This is a genomic window from Flavobacterium anhuiense (assembly GCF_050990855.1).
GTDB classification, from domain to species: domain Bacteria; phylum Bacteroidota; class Bacteroidia; order Flavobacteriales; family Flavobacteriaceae; genus Flavobacterium; species Flavobacterium anhuiense_C.
Genome location: NZ_CP158861.1, coordinates 1,316,388 through 1,332,154 on the forward strand (window position 1 = coordinate 1,316,388; position 15,767 = coordinate 1,332,154).

At 35.0% G+C, this 15,767-nt stretch carries 12 protein-coding genes; 8 read left to right on the forward strand and 4 right to left on the reverse strand.

Annotation, left to right across the window (positions count from 1 at the left end; translation table 11 throughout):
- Positions 1-130: 130 nt before the first annotated feature.
- Positions 131-1,378: a 2-oxoglutarate dehydrogenase complex dihydrolipoyllysine-residue succinyltransferase gene (gene odhB, locus ABTV69_RS05995; protein WP_433834732.1), complete on the reverse strand. Its 1,248-nt coding sequence runs from the start codon at positions 1,376-1,378 to the stop codon at positions 131-133.
- Between the two features lie 74 nt (positions 1,379-1,452).
- Positions 1,453-4,227, reverse strand: coding sequence for a 2-oxoglutarate dehydrogenase E1 component (locus ABTV69_RS06000; RefSeq protein WP_433834733.1), 2,775 nt, complete (start codon positions 4,225-4,227; stop codon positions 1,453-1,455).
- A gap of 116 nt (positions 4,228-4,343) precedes the next feature.
- On the opposite strand from ABTV69_RS06000, the gene ABTV69_RS06005 reads away from it, so the two are divergent.
- On the forward strand, positions 4,344-4,895 hold the full coding sequence (locus tag ABTV69_RS06005) for a hypothetical protein (protein ID WP_433834734.1): 552 nt from the start codon (positions 4,344-4,346) through the stop codon (positions 4,893-4,895).
- 47 nt (positions 4,896-4,942) lie between these two features.
- Positions 4,943-5,254 carry a hypothetical protein gene (locus ABTV69_RS06010; RefSeq protein WP_433834735.1) on the forward strand — a complete coding sequence of 104 codons (312 nt, stop codon included), beginning with the start codon at positions 4,943-4,945 and terminating at the stop codon, positions 5,252-5,254.
- Positions 5,255-5,484: 230 nt separating this feature from the next.
- Here the strand turns inward: ABTV69_RS06010 and ABTV69_RS06015 are convergent, their stop codons facing one another.
- Positions 5,485-5,838, reverse strand: a complete 354-nt coding sequence (locus tag ABTV69_RS06015; RefSeq protein ID WP_433834736.1) for a hypothetical protein — start codon at positions 5,836-5,838, stop codon at positions 5,485-5,487.
- A gap of 76 nt (positions 5,839-5,914) precedes the next feature.
- Complete coding sequence (locus tag ABTV69_RS06020; protein WP_433834737.1) at positions 5,915-6,889, reverse strand: polyprenyl synthetase family protein; 975 nt, start codon at positions 6,887-6,889, stop codon at positions 5,915-5,917.
- Between the two features lie 266 nt (positions 6,890-7,155).
- Between ABTV69_RS06020 and ABTV69_RS06025 the strand changes: the two genes are divergently transcribed.
- From ABTV69_RS06025 to ABTV69_RS06050, 6 genes are all read left to right on the forward strand, one after another.
- Entirely contained in the window at positions 7,156-7,677 is a 522-nt protein-coding gene (locus ABTV69_RS06025) for a YceI family protein (protein ID WP_433834738.1), read from the forward strand.
- A gap of 108 nt (positions 7,678-7,785) precedes the next feature.
- Positions 7,786-8,385 (forward strand): TetR/AcrR family transcriptional regulator, encoded by a 600-nt coding sequence (locus ABTV69_RS06030; protein ID WP_433834739.1) that lies wholly within the window; start codon positions 7,786-7,788, stop codon positions 8,383-8,385.
- Positions 8,386-8,475: 90 nt separating this feature from the next.
- The gene (locus ABTV69_RS06035; protein WP_433834740.1) at positions 8,476-9,807 is read left to right on the forward strand and encodes a TolC family protein; all 1,332 of its coding nucleotides are present in this window, start codon (positions 8,476-8,478) and stop codon (positions 9,805-9,807) included.
- A gap of 12 nt (positions 9,808-9,819) precedes the next feature.
- The gene (locus ABTV69_RS06040; protein ID WP_433834741.1) at positions 9,820-10,887 is read left to right on the forward strand and encodes an efflux RND transporter periplasmic adaptor subunit; all 1,068 of its coding nucleotides are present in this window, start codon (positions 9,820-9,822) and stop codon (positions 10,885-10,887) included.
- A 71-nt stretch (positions 10,888-10,958) separates the two neighbouring features.
- On the forward strand, positions 10,959-14,135 hold the full coding sequence (locus tag ABTV69_RS06045; RefSeq protein ID WP_433834742.1) for an efflux RND transporter permease subunit: 3,177 nt from the start codon (positions 10,959-10,961) through the stop codon (positions 14,133-14,135).
- Between the two features lie 363 nt (positions 14,136-14,498).
- Positions 14,499-15,737: a TCR/Tet family MFS transporter gene (locus ABTV69_RS06050; protein WP_433834743.1), complete on the forward strand. Its 1,239-nt coding sequence runs from the start codon at positions 14,499-14,501 to the stop codon at positions 15,735-15,737.
- Positions 15,738-15,767: the final 30 nt, after the last annotated feature.

Sequence of the window (15,767 nt, forward strand, 5' to 3'; positions counted from 1 at the left end):
TTTTTAAAGGGTAAAATTCACATTTTTTTAAAAATTTAACATCTTAAGCCAATCTTAAGCTAATTTTAAGCAAAAAAAAGCCTGTTCTACTGAAAGAACAGGCTTTTGTATTGTAAAGAATTACTTAAAACTACAACTCTAAAGCACGTTTAGCGTCGCCGTTCATTAATAATTCTACTGGATTTTCTAAAGCTTCTTTTACAGCAACTAAGAAACCAACAGACTCACGTCCGTCGATGATTCTGTGATCGTAAGAAAGAGCAACGTACATCATTGGGTGAATTTCTACTTTTCCGTTTACAGCGATTGGACGCTCGATAATGTTGTGCATTCCTAAAATTCCTGATTGAGGAGGGTTGATGATTGGAGTAGATAACATACTTCCGAAAACACCACCGTTAGTGATTGTAAAAGTTCCTCCAGTCATGTCGTCAACCGTAATTTGACCGTCACGAGCTCTTAAAGCTAATCTTTTGATTTCAGCTTCAATTCCACGGAAAGTTAAAAGTTCAGCATTACGAACAACAGGAACCATTAAACCTTTTGGTCCAGAAACTGCGATTGAGATATCAGCAAAATCATAAGCGATTTTGTAATCACCATCCATCATAGAGTTAACATCTGGATATAATTGTAAAGCTCTTGTAACTGCTTTTGTAAAGAATGACATGAAACCTAAACCTAAACCACCGTGCTTAGCTTTAAAAGCATCTTTGTATTCGTTACGAATTTGGTTGATTGGCGTCATGTTTACTTCGTTGAAAGTAGTCAACATAGCTGTTTCATTTTTAGCTGAAACTAGTCTTTCTGCTACTTTACGACGTAACATAGATAATTTTGTACGCTCAGTTCCACGGCTTCCTCCTGTTGGAGTTCCCATAGAAGGTACTGCATTTACAGCATCTTCTTTAGTAATTCTTCCGCCTTTACCAGTTCCTGAAACAGTTGCTGGAGCAATATTTTTTTCGTCTAATATTTTTCTTGCTGCTGGAGATGGAGTTCCTGCTGCATAGCTTGTAGCTGCAGGAGCTTGAGTTGGCACTGCTTTAGGAGCTTCCGCCTTTGGAGCCTCAGCTTTTGGCGCTTCCGCTTTTGGTGCTTCTGCTGCTGGAGCTGCAGATCCACTTCCTGCTGGTTTAGCAGCATCTGTGTCAATTAAACAAACTACGGCACCTACTGCAACTGTATCACCTTCTTCCGCTTTAAGTGTAATTACACCGCTCATCTCAGCAGGCAATTCAAGAGTAGCTTTATCTGAATCAACTTCAGCAATAGCCTGATCTTTTTCTACATAATCTCCGTCTTTTACTAACCAAGTTGCAATTTCAACTTCTTTTATTGATTCCCCTGGTGATGGGACTTTCATTTCTAAAATCATCTTGTTTTTGTTTAAGGTTTTTTAAGGTTTCAATCCCGATAGCTATCGGGAATGAAACTTGAAACATATTTTAATTATCTAAATAAATTTTTATCGAATACCATTCTGATTGCATCTGCATGACGTCGTTTAGCACGTGTGTAACTTCCAGATGCAGGAGCAGAGTATGCTTTTAATGAAGCTAATCTCCATTTAACTAGATCAAAGTTCATTAACATAAAGCTGTAAGCTCCCATGTTTTTAGGTTCTTCTTGTGCCCAAACATAATCATCAGCATTTGGATATTTGGCAATGATTTCTTTGATTTGATCAACAGGGAAAGGGAATAATTGCTCGATACGAACAACTGCAACATCATTTCTGCCGTTGTTTTCTCTTTCAGCAACAATGTCGTAGTAGAATTTACCTGTACAGAAAACTAAAGTTTTTACACCTTTTTTATCTACTGCATTGTCGTCAATTGTTTCTTGGAAACTTCCGTTTGCGATCTCGTCTACTGTAGATACACATCTTGGATCACGCAATAAACTCTTTGGAGAGAAAACTACCAAAGGCTTACGGAAATTCGTTTTCATTTGTCTTCTTAACAAGTGGAAGAAGTTGGCTGGCGTTGTACAATCTGCAACATACATATTATGTCTTGCGCAAAGTTGTAAGTAACGTTCCATTCTTGCAGAAGAGTGTTCTGCACCTTGTCCTTCATATCCGTGAGGTAATAACATCACAATACCATTTTGGTTGTTCCATTTATCTTCTCCACAAGAAATGTATTGGTCAATCATAATTTGAGCACCATTAGAGAAATCTCCAAATTGTGCTTCCCAGATTGTTAAGGCTTTAGGATTTGCTAATGCATATCCGTAATCAAAAGCTAAAACTCCATATTCTGATAAAAGTGAATTGAATACTCCGAAGTTTCCTTTTTTGTTTTCAATTGCGTTTAATAAAATTACTTCTTCTTCAGAATCTTCTACTTTTACAACAGCATGACGGTGAGAGAAAGTTCCTCTTTCTACGTCTTGTCCAGAAATACGAACATCAAATCCTTCTGTTAGAAGCGAACCGTAAGCTAAAGCTTCTGCAGTTCCCCAATCAACGGTATTATTATCGTATCCAGCTTTTCTGTCGGTAACAATTTTAGTGATTTTGTTGATGAATTTTTTGTCTGATGGTAAAGTTGAAATTGTATTGATGATAGAATCCAATCCTTCTTTAGTAAATGAAGTATCTACTTTTTGAAGCATTTGTGTATCTGTTACCTGAACAAATCCGTCCCATTCGTTTTTCATGAATGGAGTAATGATTGTCAAATCTTTTTTACGAGAAGCTTCTAAGTTTTCTTCTAAAGCAGTTTTGTATTGTTTTTCTAAAGCATTTACATAAGATGCATCGATTACGCCTTCAGAAAGTAATTTGTCTGCGTAGATGTCTCTTGGGTTTTTATGTTTAGCAATGATTTTGTATAAAACAGGTTGTGTAAAACGAGGTTCGTCACCTTCGTTGTGTCCATATTTTCTATATCCTAATAAATCGATAAATACGTCACGTCCAAATTGCATTCTGTAGTCTAATGCAAAAGACATCGCGTGTACGACAGCTTCAGCATCATCAGCATTTACGTGTAATACTGGAGATAATGTTACTTTAGCAACGTCTGTACAATACGTAGAAGAACGTGCGTCTAAGTAGTTTGTTGTAAATCCAACTTGGTTGTTGATTACAATGTGGATTGTTCCTCCAGTTTTGTAACCATCAAGTTGAGCCATTTGAATGATTTCATATAAAATACCTTGACCAGCAATTGCGGCATCTCCGTGTACTGCGATTGGCAATACTTTAGAGAAATCATCAGCATAATATTTGTCTTGTTTTGCTCTGGTGATACCCTCAATTACAGCTCCAACCGTTTCTAAGTGAGAAGGGTTTGGTGCTAAATTGATGTTGATGCTTTTTCCAGATCTTGTTTTTCTGTCAGCAGTAAGCCCCAAGTGGTATTTTACGTCACCGTCAAAATATTCCTGATCGTAATCTTTTCCGTCAAACTCACCAAAGATATCTTGAGTCGATTTTTTGAAAATGTTTGCCAAAACGTTCAGACGGCCACGGTGTGCCATTCCCATTACGAATTGTTCAACACCTTTCTCGGCAGCTTGCTCGATTAAAGCATCTAAAGCCGGGATGATAGATTCTCCACCTTCTAATGAGAAACGTTTTTGGCCAACATATTTAGTATGAAGGAAGTTTTCAAAAGATACAGCTTCGTTTAATTTATTTAAGATTGTTTTCTTTTCTTCTGTAGAGAAATTAGGTTGATTGTTATCAATTGCTAATTTATCTTGAATCCATTTTACAACGCCAGGATTTCTGATATACATATATTCAATACCGATGTGCTGGCAGTAAATAGCTTTAAGGCGATTTACGATATCTTGTAAAGAAGATGGAGCCATTCCAATTGTTTGAGCAGCATCAAAAACAGTTGAAAGGTCTGCTGTTGTTAATCCGAAGTTTTCGATATCCAAAGTTGGAGATGAAGTTCTACGGTCACGAACAGGATTTGTTTTCGTGAATAAATGCCCGCGCGTACGGTATCCGTCGATTAATTTTAGTACATTGAATTCTTTTTGCAGTTTTTCTGAAACCAAACTACAGTCTGCGTTATCGCTAGTCACGTACTCAACAATCGTTTGCACAGGGTTTTCGTCGTTATAAGTTGTTTGTCCAAAGTCGAAACCTTGAAAGAAACTTCTCCAGCTAGGCTCAACGCTGTCTGGGTTTACTAAATATTGATCGTATAATTGTGCAAAAAACTCGGTATGCGCTGCGTTTAAAAATGAAAACCTATCCATAATATGAGTGAATATACTTTTTGTTATATAGAAAGGCAAAAGTACAACAATCACATTTATTTAAATCTTTTTTTTACGTACTTTTACGTAAAAATTTGTTAAAATAAACGTTAACTATGAATAAAATTCAATTTTCAATCGATTGCAGATATTTTTTTGTGATTTTGACTGTCTTATTTTCAAGTTATAGTATTGCACAGCAAAAATATGTTATTGACAACAGTAGCCATTTTTGGGACAAAGTTCAATTTGGGGGAGGCTTAGGTCTCGGATTTGGTTCAGGATATACCAATATCTCCGTAATGCCAAGTGCCATTTACAATGTTAACGAAATTGTAGCGGTAGGAGCAGGCCTTCAATTCGGTTATTTATATCAAAAAAATTATTACGAATCTTTCGTTTGGGGAGGAAGTCTTATTGGTCTAGTAAATCCTATTCCAGAAATTCAGTTATCGGCTGAACTAGAACAAGTAAGGGTGGATACCGATTATGAAGAAAACTATTATCATCCAGGTTTTTCTGATAGTTATTGGAATACTGCATTATATTTAGGAGCAGGTTACAGAACCAAAAATGTAACGATCGGCGTACGTTATGATGTCCTTTATGATCCAAATAAAAGTCTTTACGGCTCTGGATTTATGCCTTTTGTAAGAGTGTATTTTTGAGCAAAGGTTCAGAGGTTCATAGTTACAAAGGTTCAAAGTTTTTATTAATGAATTATTATACTTATTGGTCTATTTCGGAATTACCATCTAACACAAGGTCTTATGTTGTCTTTTTTTGGGTTGCAATTATTTCACTTTTTCTTTGGATTCTGATTAAAAAGTTTAAAAAGGATAATAATGATTTTGAAAAAGGAATATTGTTATGGATAACTGGCGTGGTTTGTAGTTTGGCAATTACCATGTACTTGTATTTGACGTTTTATACGGTAGATACTACTGAAAAAAGAAGTCAAAACGTTTTAAATTCACGAAATGTGTTAGTTGTGGAAGGCAGGATTTCTGATTTTACAAGGGAATAACAATTCAAAAAAATGGCTACTATTGTTTGGGAGAGTTTTGCAGTTGATTCTGTTGCGTTTAGGTATAGCGATGTTTTGTTAGGCAGATTTAATCATTTTAGTAATACAAATAACGGAGTCTTAAAAAACAATTTGCTAGTTAAAATAACATATTCGAAATTTAATAATGAAATATTAAAAATAGAAATAGCAAAGTAAGAAGCCTTTGTTGCTTTGCGCCTTTGTACCTTTTACTTATAATAATTTCTAAACCAAACCTTCTGCCATTCTCTTTTTAAAATTAAAAAAGCAACCTGTTCGGCAAGAATTACCAAATCAGATCCATCAAGGCTTTTGATTTCGTTTTCGGGAACGTCAATTATGTACAGAAGATTTAAATATTCAGCAAATTTGTACTGAATCATTCGGTAGATTTTTTCGTGAAGCTGAATTTTTAATTCGTCTGGAGAAATGCTTAACGGAAAATCAATTCCTTCATTGGCCAAATTAAAATCTTTATTAATCTGTTCAATAAGCTTCAGATATAAAGTCTCTGCTTGCGCTTGCGCTAATAAAGATTCTGTATTTACGGGTGCTACAAACATGAGATTTTAGATTTTAGATTGCTGATTTATGATTGTAGAATTTGTTATTGAAATTGACTTTTTGAAATTGTATTTTCTAAACTTTACGTCCCATTAAATTTTCGCCAAAAGTTCTCAAAACATTTTTCTTTTCGGCATTAATGTCCATTTTTTCTAAGGTTTCAAAAGCTTTAAAAGTGTACATTTCAATCGCATCTTGTGTTGCTTTTGAAGCGCCAGATTCATTAAAAATTTCTTTGGCAGTTTCTATTTTTTCTGTGTTATCTTCTAACTGAAGCGTGAATAATTTTTCTAATTCGGCAGCTTTTTCATCAGAAGAAAATTCTAAGGCTTTTAGATATAAATATGTTTTTTTGTTTTCTATAATGTCTCCACCAACTTGTTTTCCAAAAGTTTCAGGATCACCAAAAGCATCCAGATAATCATCTTGAAGTTGGAAAGCTAATCCTAAATTCAATCCGAAATCGTAAATTAGGTCAGCTTCTTTTTCAGAAGTTTTAGCCACAATTGCACCCATTTTCATGGCAGCAGCAACCAAAACGGCTGTTTTATATTCAATCATTTTTAGATATTGCGGAATCGTAACATCTCTGCGAGTTTCAAAATCTACATCCCATTGTTGTCCTTCGCAAACTTCAAGTGCTGTTTTGCTGAATAATTTGGCAAGGTTTCTAAAAACAATCGGCTCGTATTGTTCAAAATATTGGTATGCTAAAATCAGCATGGCATCTCCAGAAAGTATTCCTGTATTTAGATCCCATTTTTCATGAACTGTAACTTGTCCTCTTCTTAAAGGCGCATCGTCCATTATATCGTCATGAACTAGCGAAAAGTTATGGAAAACTTCAACCGCCATTGCTGCCGGAAGTGCAGTCGAATAATCAGTATCAAAAACCTCTGCGGCCATTAAAGTTAAAACAGGGCGGATGCGTTTTCCGCCAAGGCCTAAAATATATTCTATAGGCTCATAAAGATTTTTAGGCTCTTTGTGTATGTTTTGGCTTTGAAGATAATTGATAAAAAAATCTTGGTACTGACTTATTTCGTGCATAATAAATTCTGATTTCGAGGCTCAAAGATACAATTCAAATATGAATTTTAATTACTGAAATGATTAAAAGCGGCTTAAAGAATTTAAAGGTCTCTTCAGCATTCTCATTTTTAAGATGTTAAAATTTTTTCTAAAAAACCTGGAAACTTTTTTGGTATTCAGAGTTTCCTGTCTATATTTGCAGCGTTAATATGGAAACTCAGAACACTGTAAAAGTTTCCATTAAGAGTTTTAATGATTTATAAACTCAATTAAATCAAGTATTTATGAAAACAAAATGGACTTTAGATTCTAGTCAATCAGATGTTTTATTGAAAATGAGACGTTCAAGAACTGCTTATTTGGGAGGGGATGCAAATAAATTTGATGGTTATGTAAACATTGAAGACAATGAGATTGAAGATGCTTCTGTTGAATTCTCATTGGATATCAACAATAAAGATGAAAGTTTCCAATCTATAGACGCTTATTTACAGCTTCAAGATTTTTTTGAAGAAGACGAACATCCTATTATCAGTTTCAAATCAACTTCATTTCAAAAAGTAAACCAGAATATCAATTTCTTTAAAGGAGATCTAACGATAAAGGATATTACGAGAGTAGTAGAATTGGATGCTGAATTTCTTGGTGAAAATATTTATAACGGAGAAAAGAAAGTAGCGTTTGAAATTAAAGGAAATATCAAACGTGAAGACTTTGGTTTGGAATATAGCTCTTTTAACCATTCTTCGGGAACCGCTTTAGGAAAAGAGATTAAATTAATTGCGAATTTAGAATTTGGCATATAAATCTTACTAAATGAATAAATTAATGTAAAATTATTACAAATAGATTGGAAACTATTTTTTTAATTTTAGTTTCCAAAGTATATTTGTAAGGCAATTCGAGAATTTAAAATGAAAGAGAAGATTATAGCAAAAGCAAGCGAGTTGTTTTTAAAGCTTGGTTTTAAGAGTGTTACAATGGATGATATTGCAGGCGAAATGTGTATTTCTAAAAAAACGATCTACAAATATTTCTGCAATAAAGAAGTTTTGATTGAAGAAAGCACTTCGATGGTTCACAGTCAAGTACACGAAATTATGGATACTATTATAGCTAAAAATTATAATGCTATTCATGAGAATTTTGAGATTAGAGAAATGTTTCGCGATATGTTTAAAAACAACATCGACACTTCGCCAATCTATCAGTTAAAAAAACATTATCCAGAGATTTATCAAAACATTTTGTCTTTTGAAATTGATCAGTGCACACAAATGTTTAGAGACAATATTGAAAAAGGAATTCGTGAAGGCCTTTACAGAAGCGATCTAAATGTAGAGGTTTATGTTAAGTTTTATTACACTCTAGTTTTTCATATCAACGAAAATACAGTTGCTGAAAGTGAAGCGCAAAGAATAGAGTTGGAAGCCTTAGAGTATCATACGCGTGCCATGGCAACCGAAAAAGGAGTAGAGGAATTAGAAAAGCAATTAAAAAAAATTAATAATTAATTATCCAAATTGTCGTCATTTTTCTGGGAGAGTTGTAAAGGATAAAATGACGATGCCATCTCAAATTTTTAAAATAAATAGTAACTACTTATGAAAAGAATCTTTCTTATATTTTTGTGTACAATCGGCTTGTCTGCTAGTGCGCAAACCACTTTAACACTGAAAGACGCTGTCAATTATGCGCTTCAAAATAAAGCGGATGCAAAAAAATCGAAACTTCAGATTGAGAACGCTGAGTACAAGATTCAAGAAGTGCGATCTAGAGCCTTGCCTCAAATTTCGGCTAACGGAAATTTAACGTATAACCCAATTATTCAAACAACCGTTATCGATGGTGCAGGATTTGGACAGCCTGGAACTTCAATTCAAGCAGCATTTGGCCAAACATGGACATCTACAGCAGGTGTTTCTTTAACTCAAGCCATATTTGATCAGGCAGTTTTTACAGGGTTAAGAGCGGCACAAACGACACGCGAATTTTATCAGATCAATAATGAGCTAACAGAAGAACAAGTTATTGAAAGAGTTGCAAATAATTACTATTCTGTTTATGTGCAAAAAGAAAGACTGATTTTATTAGACAGTAACTACGTAAACACTCAGAAAGTTCGCGATATTGTACAAGGGCAATTTGATAATGGTTTGGCTAAAAAAATAGATTTAGACCGTATTATTGTAAAAATGTCTAATATTGATACAGAACGTCAGCAAGTTAAAAATCAAATTGAACTACAGGAAAATGCATTGAAATTCTATATGGGTATGCCTATTGAATCGCAATTTGTAATGCCAAAAGAAGAATTTGAAGTTGTGCCTGCTGCTTTAACAGAGGAACCAAATGTTGAAAATAGAACAGAATATTTGCTTTTGAAGAAACAAGAAGAGCTTTTGACATTTAATAAAAAAGCAATTCAAGCAGAATATTACCCTACGCTTTCATTGACTGCTGGTTATAACTATATTGGTCAAGGTCCAGAATTTCCTTGGTTTGCAAAACCATCTTCTGGAGTATATTGGTCAGATTTCTCTGGAATCGGATTAAATTTAAGAGTCCCAATTTTTACAGGTTTCGGAACTCGTTCTAGAGTAAGACAAGCCGACGTAGAAATCAGATCGCTTCAAGAAGATATCAAAGACACTAAACTTTCTCTCGATTTAGACTATAGAAATGCAATGGCACAAATCAATAATAATCTTGTGACTATTGAAAACCAAAGAGAAAATATGCGTTTAGCGATTGATATTTTATCAAATACCAAAAACAATTACCTTCAAGGTTTAGCATCTTTAACCGATTTGTTAGACGCACAAAACGCATCGCTTGAAGCGCAAAATAACTTTACAAGAGCAGTTTTAAATTATAAAATTGCCGAAATATCTCTAATCAAATCGAAAGGCGAACTAAAATCTCTTACTAAATAACAAATTATTACAATGAAGAAAATAATTATAACAATCGTAATCATAGTCGTGGCTTTTGTCGGGATTAACTACATTTTAAATAAGAACAAAGCAGAAAACGAAGCGAAAACTTCTATTGTAGCAGAAAAAAATGCAGCCGTTTCTGTAAAAGTAGCTACAGTAAAAACAGAAGATGTTAACTTAGGTTTTACTGCAAACGGAAACTTCGCTCCAATTCAGGAATTGACTTTTTCTGCTGAAAAATCTGGAAAAGTAATTAGTGTTTTAGTAAAAGAAGGTGACTATGTAAGAGTAGGGCAAACTCTTTTAACAGTAAGAGGCGATGTTATCAATGTAAACGCTCAGGCAGCCGAAGCAGCATATCAAAATGCAAAATCGGATTATGCTAGATATGAAAATGCTTTTAAAACAGGTGGTGTTACAAAACAACAGTTGGATCAAGCAAAATTGGCTTTGACAAATGCTCAATCTAATTATACTCAAGCTAAAATTAATGTTGGCGATACTAGAGTAAAAGCGCCAATTAACGGATACATCAATAAAAAATATATTGAACCAGGTTCTATTTTAGCTGGAATGCCTGCAACTGCTTTATTTGATATTGTAAATGTTTCTAAATTAAAATTGACTGTTACTGTAAATGAAACGCAAGTTGCTAGTTTAAAATTAGGACAGACTGTAGATATTACTGCAAGTGTTTATCCTGATAAATCTTTTAGCGGAAAAATTACTTTCATCGCTGCAAAAGCAGATGCGTCTTTAAATTTCCCTGTTGAAATTGAAATTACAAACAATGCGAACAACGACTTAAAAGCAGGTATGTACGGAACAGCAAACTTTGGTGCTAAAAACCAAAAACAAAACTTGAAAGTGGTTCCTAGAAATGCTTTTGTTGGAAGTGTAAGCAGTAATGAAATCTTTGTGGTAGAAAACGGCGTTGCTAAATTAAGAAAAGTAGTAGCCGGAAGAATTTTAGGAGACAAAGTTGAAATCATTAATGGTTTAAATGATGGAGAAACTGTAATTGTTACAGGTCAAATCAATTTACAAGACGGAAATACAGTAGAAATTATTAAGTAATTGTATCGCTTTAAGCCTTTCAAAAAAGCCTAAAGCCTAGAGCGTATAGCCTAAAGCCTAAAACAAAAAATATGAAATTAGCCGAAATATCCATAAAACGTCCGTCGTTGGTAATTGTATTGTTTACAATTCTGACTCTTGGTGGATTGTTCAGCTACAGCCAATTGGGCTACGAGCTGATCCCAAAATTCGAAACTAACGTTATTACGGTTTCAACTGTATATCCTGGAGCATCTCCAAGTGAGGTTGAAAATACAGTGACAAAGAAAATTGAAGATGCGATTGCGTCTCTGGAAAATATCAAGAAAATCGATTCGAAATCTTACGAGTCACTTTCGGTGGTATCAATTACATTGACTTCCAATGCCAATGTTGATATTTCAATGAACGATGCGCAGCGTAAAATTAATGCTATTTTAAGTGATCTTCCAGACGATGCAGACCCGCCGTCATTGACTAAATTCTCTTTGAGTGATTTGCCAATTATGACGCTTGGTGCGAATGGAAAAATGGACGAAGCAGCGTTTTACGATTTGATCGATAAAAAGATTGCTCCAGTTTTATCTCGTGTGCAAGGGGTTGCTCAGGTAAACATTATTGGTGGTCAAGAGCGAGAGATTCAAGTGAATCTTGATGCGGTAAAAATGCAAGGTTACGGACTTTCAGTTCCTCAAGTACAGCAGACGATTTTAACTTCGAATCTAGATTTCCCGACAGGTAACATCCAGACTCGTAATCAAAAAATCTTAATCCGTTTAGCGGGTAAGTATAAAAATGTTGAGGAATTAAGAAACTTAGTAGTTTCTTCTAAAGACGGAATTCAAATTCGTTTAGGAGAAATTGCAGATGTTCAGGATACACAAAAAATCGCGGAGAAAATTGCTCGTGTAGATCAAAAAAGCGCGATTGTACTTCAAATTGTAAAACAATCAGATGCGAATGCCGTTGCGGTAAGTGAGCAGTTGATTAAGACCATTAAGACGTTAGAGAACGATTACAAATCGGCTCAATTGAAATTAGAAGTAGCAAAAGACAGTACAGTCTTTACTCTTGAAGCAGCAGATTCTGTTGTACACGATTTATTAATTGCGGTTATTCTGGTAGCATTTGTAATGTTGTTCTTCTTGCATAGTATTAGAAACTCGCTAATCGTAATGGTATCTATTCCAGCATCTTTGATCGCGACATTTATCGGAATTTATTTATTAGGTTACACGCTTAACTTAATGTCTCTACTAGGTTTATCTCTTGTTGTTGGTATTCTTGTGGATGATGCGATTGTGGTATTGGAGAACATTTACCGACACATGGAGATGGGTAAAAGTCGAATTCGTGCAGCTTATGACGGTACAGCCGAAATTGGTGCAACGGTAACGTCGATTACGTTGGTAATTGTGGTGGTGTTCTTGCCAATTGCCATGAGTACAGGATTAGTATCGAACATTATTACACAATTCTGTGTTACGGTAATTATCTCTACGATGTTCTCATTATTGGCTTCATTTACCATTATTCCTTGGTTATCTTCTCGTTTTGGAAAATTAGAACATATTGAAGGTAAAAATCTTTTTGGAAAAATCATCTTAGGATTTGAAAGCTACTTAACCCGTTTTACTGACTGGGTATCTAACTTATTGAACTGGTGTTTAGATCACTATATTAAAACAATGGTTGCCATTGTGGTAATGTTCTTTGGTACAATCTTCTGGTTAATGGGAGGTGGATACATTGGAGGAGAGTTCTTCGCATCATCTGATAGTGGAGAGTTCTTAGTTCAAATTGAGATGCCAAAAGACGCTTCTTTGGAGCAAACTAACTTTATGACACAAAAAGCAGAAGCTTTCTTAAAAGGAGAGAAATATGTTTTCAGTCAAATTACAACAGTAGGACAAACCAGTGAAGGTTTAGGAGCTGCTCAGGCTACGGCTTACAAAGCGGAGATCGATGTTAAAATGATCGAACAAAAAGACCGTACTGATGATGCCAACGTTTATGCTGCTAAAACAAAACGTAAATTAGAGAAAATATTAGTTGGAGCAAAAGTAAAAACGGTTCCTGTAGGTATCTTAGGTACTGCTGAAGACGCAACTTTAGGTTTGATTGTAACAGGTCCAAACGTAGAAAGCGCGATGAAATTTGCTAAAATGGCTGAAGCGGAACTGCGTACAATTCCTGGAACAACGGAGATTAAATTAACAGTTGAGGACGGAAACCCAGAGATCAATATTCAAGTTGATAGAGATAAAATGGCTGCTTTAGGATTAACGCTTCAGACAGTTGGTTTAACAATGCAGACAGCTTACAGCGGTAATACTGACGGTAAATTTAGAGCTGGCGAATACGAGTACGACATCAACATCAAATACAACGAATTTGATAGAAAAAATATCACAGACGTTAGTAACTTGATTTTCATAAATAATGCAGGGCAGCAAATTAAATTGAACCAATTCGCAACCATTACTGAAGGTTCTGGACCAAGTAAATTGGAGCGTAGAGATAAAACAGCTTCTGTAACCGTACAAGGTCAGAACGTTGGGGTGCCAGCAGGAACAATTGTTCAACAATGGCAAGAGAAATTAGATAAATTGCAAAAACCAACTGGAGTTAACTATATCTGGGGTGGTGACCAAGAGAACCAATCAGAAGGATTTGGTACTTTAGGAATTGCATTATTAGCGGCTATTATCTTGGTTTACCTTGTAATGGTTGGATTATATGACAGTTTCGTTCACCCATTTGTCGTATTGTTCGCGATTCCGCTTTCGTTCATTGGGGTTTTATTCGCATTAGCGTTAACAAACAATACCTTGAATATCTTTACCATCTTAGGGGTAATCATGTTGATCGGTTTGGTGTGTAAGAATGCGATCATGCTTGTCGATTATACGAACCAAAGAAGAGCAGCGGGAGAATCAATCAGAACGGCATTAATTCAAGCCAATCATGCTCGTTTGCGTCCGATCTTGATGACAACAATTGCGATGGTATTCGGTATGTTCCCAATTGCATTAGCATCTGGAGCTGGAGCTGAATGGAAAAACGGATTAGCATGGGTAATCATTGGAGGTTTGATTTCATCATTATTCCTTACTTTGATTGTAGTGCCAGTTATTTACGATATTATGGAGAAAATCATCCGTAAGTTCTCTAAAGGAGAAAAAATCGACTACGAAGCAGAAATGCATGCAGATTACGAGCATACAGAATTAAGCGAAGACGGTTTTAATCCAAAACATACTCATTAATAGTTTTGATTTTCAATAGAAATTTCAAACCCCGAATTTGAAATTTCCCCATTAAAATCCCAAGTTCCAAATCCCGAAATATCGGGAGGAATTTGGGATTTTTTTATTGATTTTTCTAAAAAGCATTTCACGCAGATTTTGCAGATTTAAGCAGATCAGATTAAAAAAAAACTCCTTTTATCTGCTTAAATCATATTAAATCTGCATGAAAAAATGATATGCAATTTTAATTTTTCAATAAAGAATTTCAGTTTTTGGAATTTAAGATTTGGTTTTTTTTCAGTTTGGAATTTGGAATTTAAGATTTGGAATTTAAATAAACATCAGCTTTTTCGTTTATTTGTATCACCTTATAAAATTATTATGCCAAAAAAAGATAAGTCTGCCGCGATTGGTTTTATTTTCATAACTATGCTAATAGATATTACGGGATGGGGAATCATTATTCCTGTAATCCCAAAATTAATCGAAGAATTGATTCACGGAGATATCAGCGAAGCCGCAAAAATTGGTGGCTGGTTAACTTTCGCGTATGCGATAACCCAATTCGTTTTTGCTCCTGTTATTGGAAATTTGAGCGATAAATTCGGAAGAAGACCAATTATCTTAATTTCTCTTTTCGGATTTTCGTTAGATTATCTTTTATTGGCATTTTCCCCAACCATTATCTGGCTTTTCATCGGGAGAATTATCGCTGGAGTTACTGGTGCAAGTATTACAACTGCATCAGCTTATATTGCCGATGTCAGTACTGCCGAAAACAGGGCTAAAAACTTCGGATTAGTAGGTGCTGCTTTCGGATTAGGATTCATCATCGGTCCAGTTATTGGCGGACTTTTAGGCCAATACGGATCTCGAGTTCCTTTTTACGCAGCCGCTATTTTATGTATGGTAAATTTCCTTTACGGATTTTTCATTTTACCAGAATCGCTTAAAAAAGAAAATCGCAGACCTTTCGACTGGAAACGCGCCAATCCAATTGGAGCTATTTTAGGATTAAGAAAGCACCCAACATTAATTGGTTTAATTGTAGCGATATTTCTTTTGTATGTAGGCTCGCATGCGGTACAAAGCAATTGGAGTTTCTTCACCATCTATCAATTTAATTGGGATGAAAGAATGATCGGAATTTCATTAGGAATAATAGGTCTCTTGGTTGGAGTTGTACAAGGGGGATTGGTTAGATATATAAATCCTAAAATTGGAAATGAGAAAAGTATTTACATAGGTTTAGCCCTATATACAATTGGAATGTTATGGTTTGCTTTTGCAACAGAAAGCTGGATGATGTTTGTCTTTTTAATTCCGTATTGTCTTGGCGGAATTGCGGGGCCAGCGTTACAATCTGTTGTAGCAAGTAAAGTAGCTCCAAGCGAGCAAGGAGAAATTCAAGGAACTTTGACGAGTTTAATGAGTGCATCTTCTATTATTGGCCCGCCCATGATGGCCAATACATTTTACTTTTTCACGCATGACGATGCGCCTTTTAAATTTGCAGGAGCGCCTTTTATTTTAGGAGGAGCTTTAATGTTGCTAAGCACAGTTGTAGCTTATTTTTCATTGAAAAAGCATGCCGCTCCAAAAACAGAAATTGAGAGTTAAGAAATAGTATAAAAACAAAAAGTCTTCATT

Bases quoted from the DNA above. Each gene is read 5' to 3' on its own strand.
- odhB (WP_433834732.1), bottom strand. From the start codon at position 1,378: ATGATTTTAGAAATGAAAGTCCCATCACCAGGGGAATCAATAAAAGAA.
- ABTV69_RS06000 (WP_433834733.1), bottom strand. From the start codon at position 4,227: ATGGATAGGTTTTCATTTTTAAACGCAGCGCATACCGAGTTTTTTGCA.
- ABTV69_RS06005 (WP_433834734.1), top strand. From the start codon at position 4,344: ATGAATAAAATTCAATTTTCAATCGATTGCAGATATTTTTTTGTGATT.
- ABTV69_RS06010 (WP_433834735.1), top strand. From the start codon at position 4,943: ATGAATTATTATACTTATTGGTCTATTTCGGAATTACCATCTAACACA.
- ABTV69_RS06015 (WP_433834736.1), bottom strand. From the start codon at position 5,838: ATGTTTGTAGCACCCGTAAATACAGAATCTTTATTAGCGCAAGCGCAA.
- ABTV69_RS06020 (WP_433834737.1), bottom strand. From the start codon at position 6,889: ATGCACGAAATAAGTCAGTACCAAGATTTTTTTATCAATTATCTTCAA.
- ABTV69_RS06025 (WP_433834738.1), top strand. From the start codon at position 7,156: ATGAAAACAAAATGGACTTTAGATTCTAGTCAATCAGATGTTTTATTG.
- ABTV69_RS06030 (WP_433834739.1), top strand. From the start codon at position 7,786: ATGAAAGAGAAGATTATAGCAAAAGCAAGCGAGTTGTTTTTAAAGCTT.
- ABTV69_RS06035 (WP_433834740.1), top strand. From the start codon at position 8,476: ATGAAAAGAATCTTTCTTATATTTTTGTGTACAATCGGCTTGTCTGCT.
- ABTV69_RS06040 (WP_433834741.1), top strand. From the start codon at position 9,820: ATGAAGAAAATAATTATAACAATCGTAATCATAGTCGTGGCTTTTGTC.
- ABTV69_RS06045 (WP_433834742.1), top strand. From the start codon at position 10,959: ATGAAATTAGCCGAAATATCCATAAAACGTCCGTCGTTGGTAATTGTA.
- ABTV69_RS06050 (WP_433834743.1), top strand. From the start codon at position 14,499: ATGCCAAAAAAAGATAAGTCTGCCGCGATTGGTTTTATTTTCATAACT.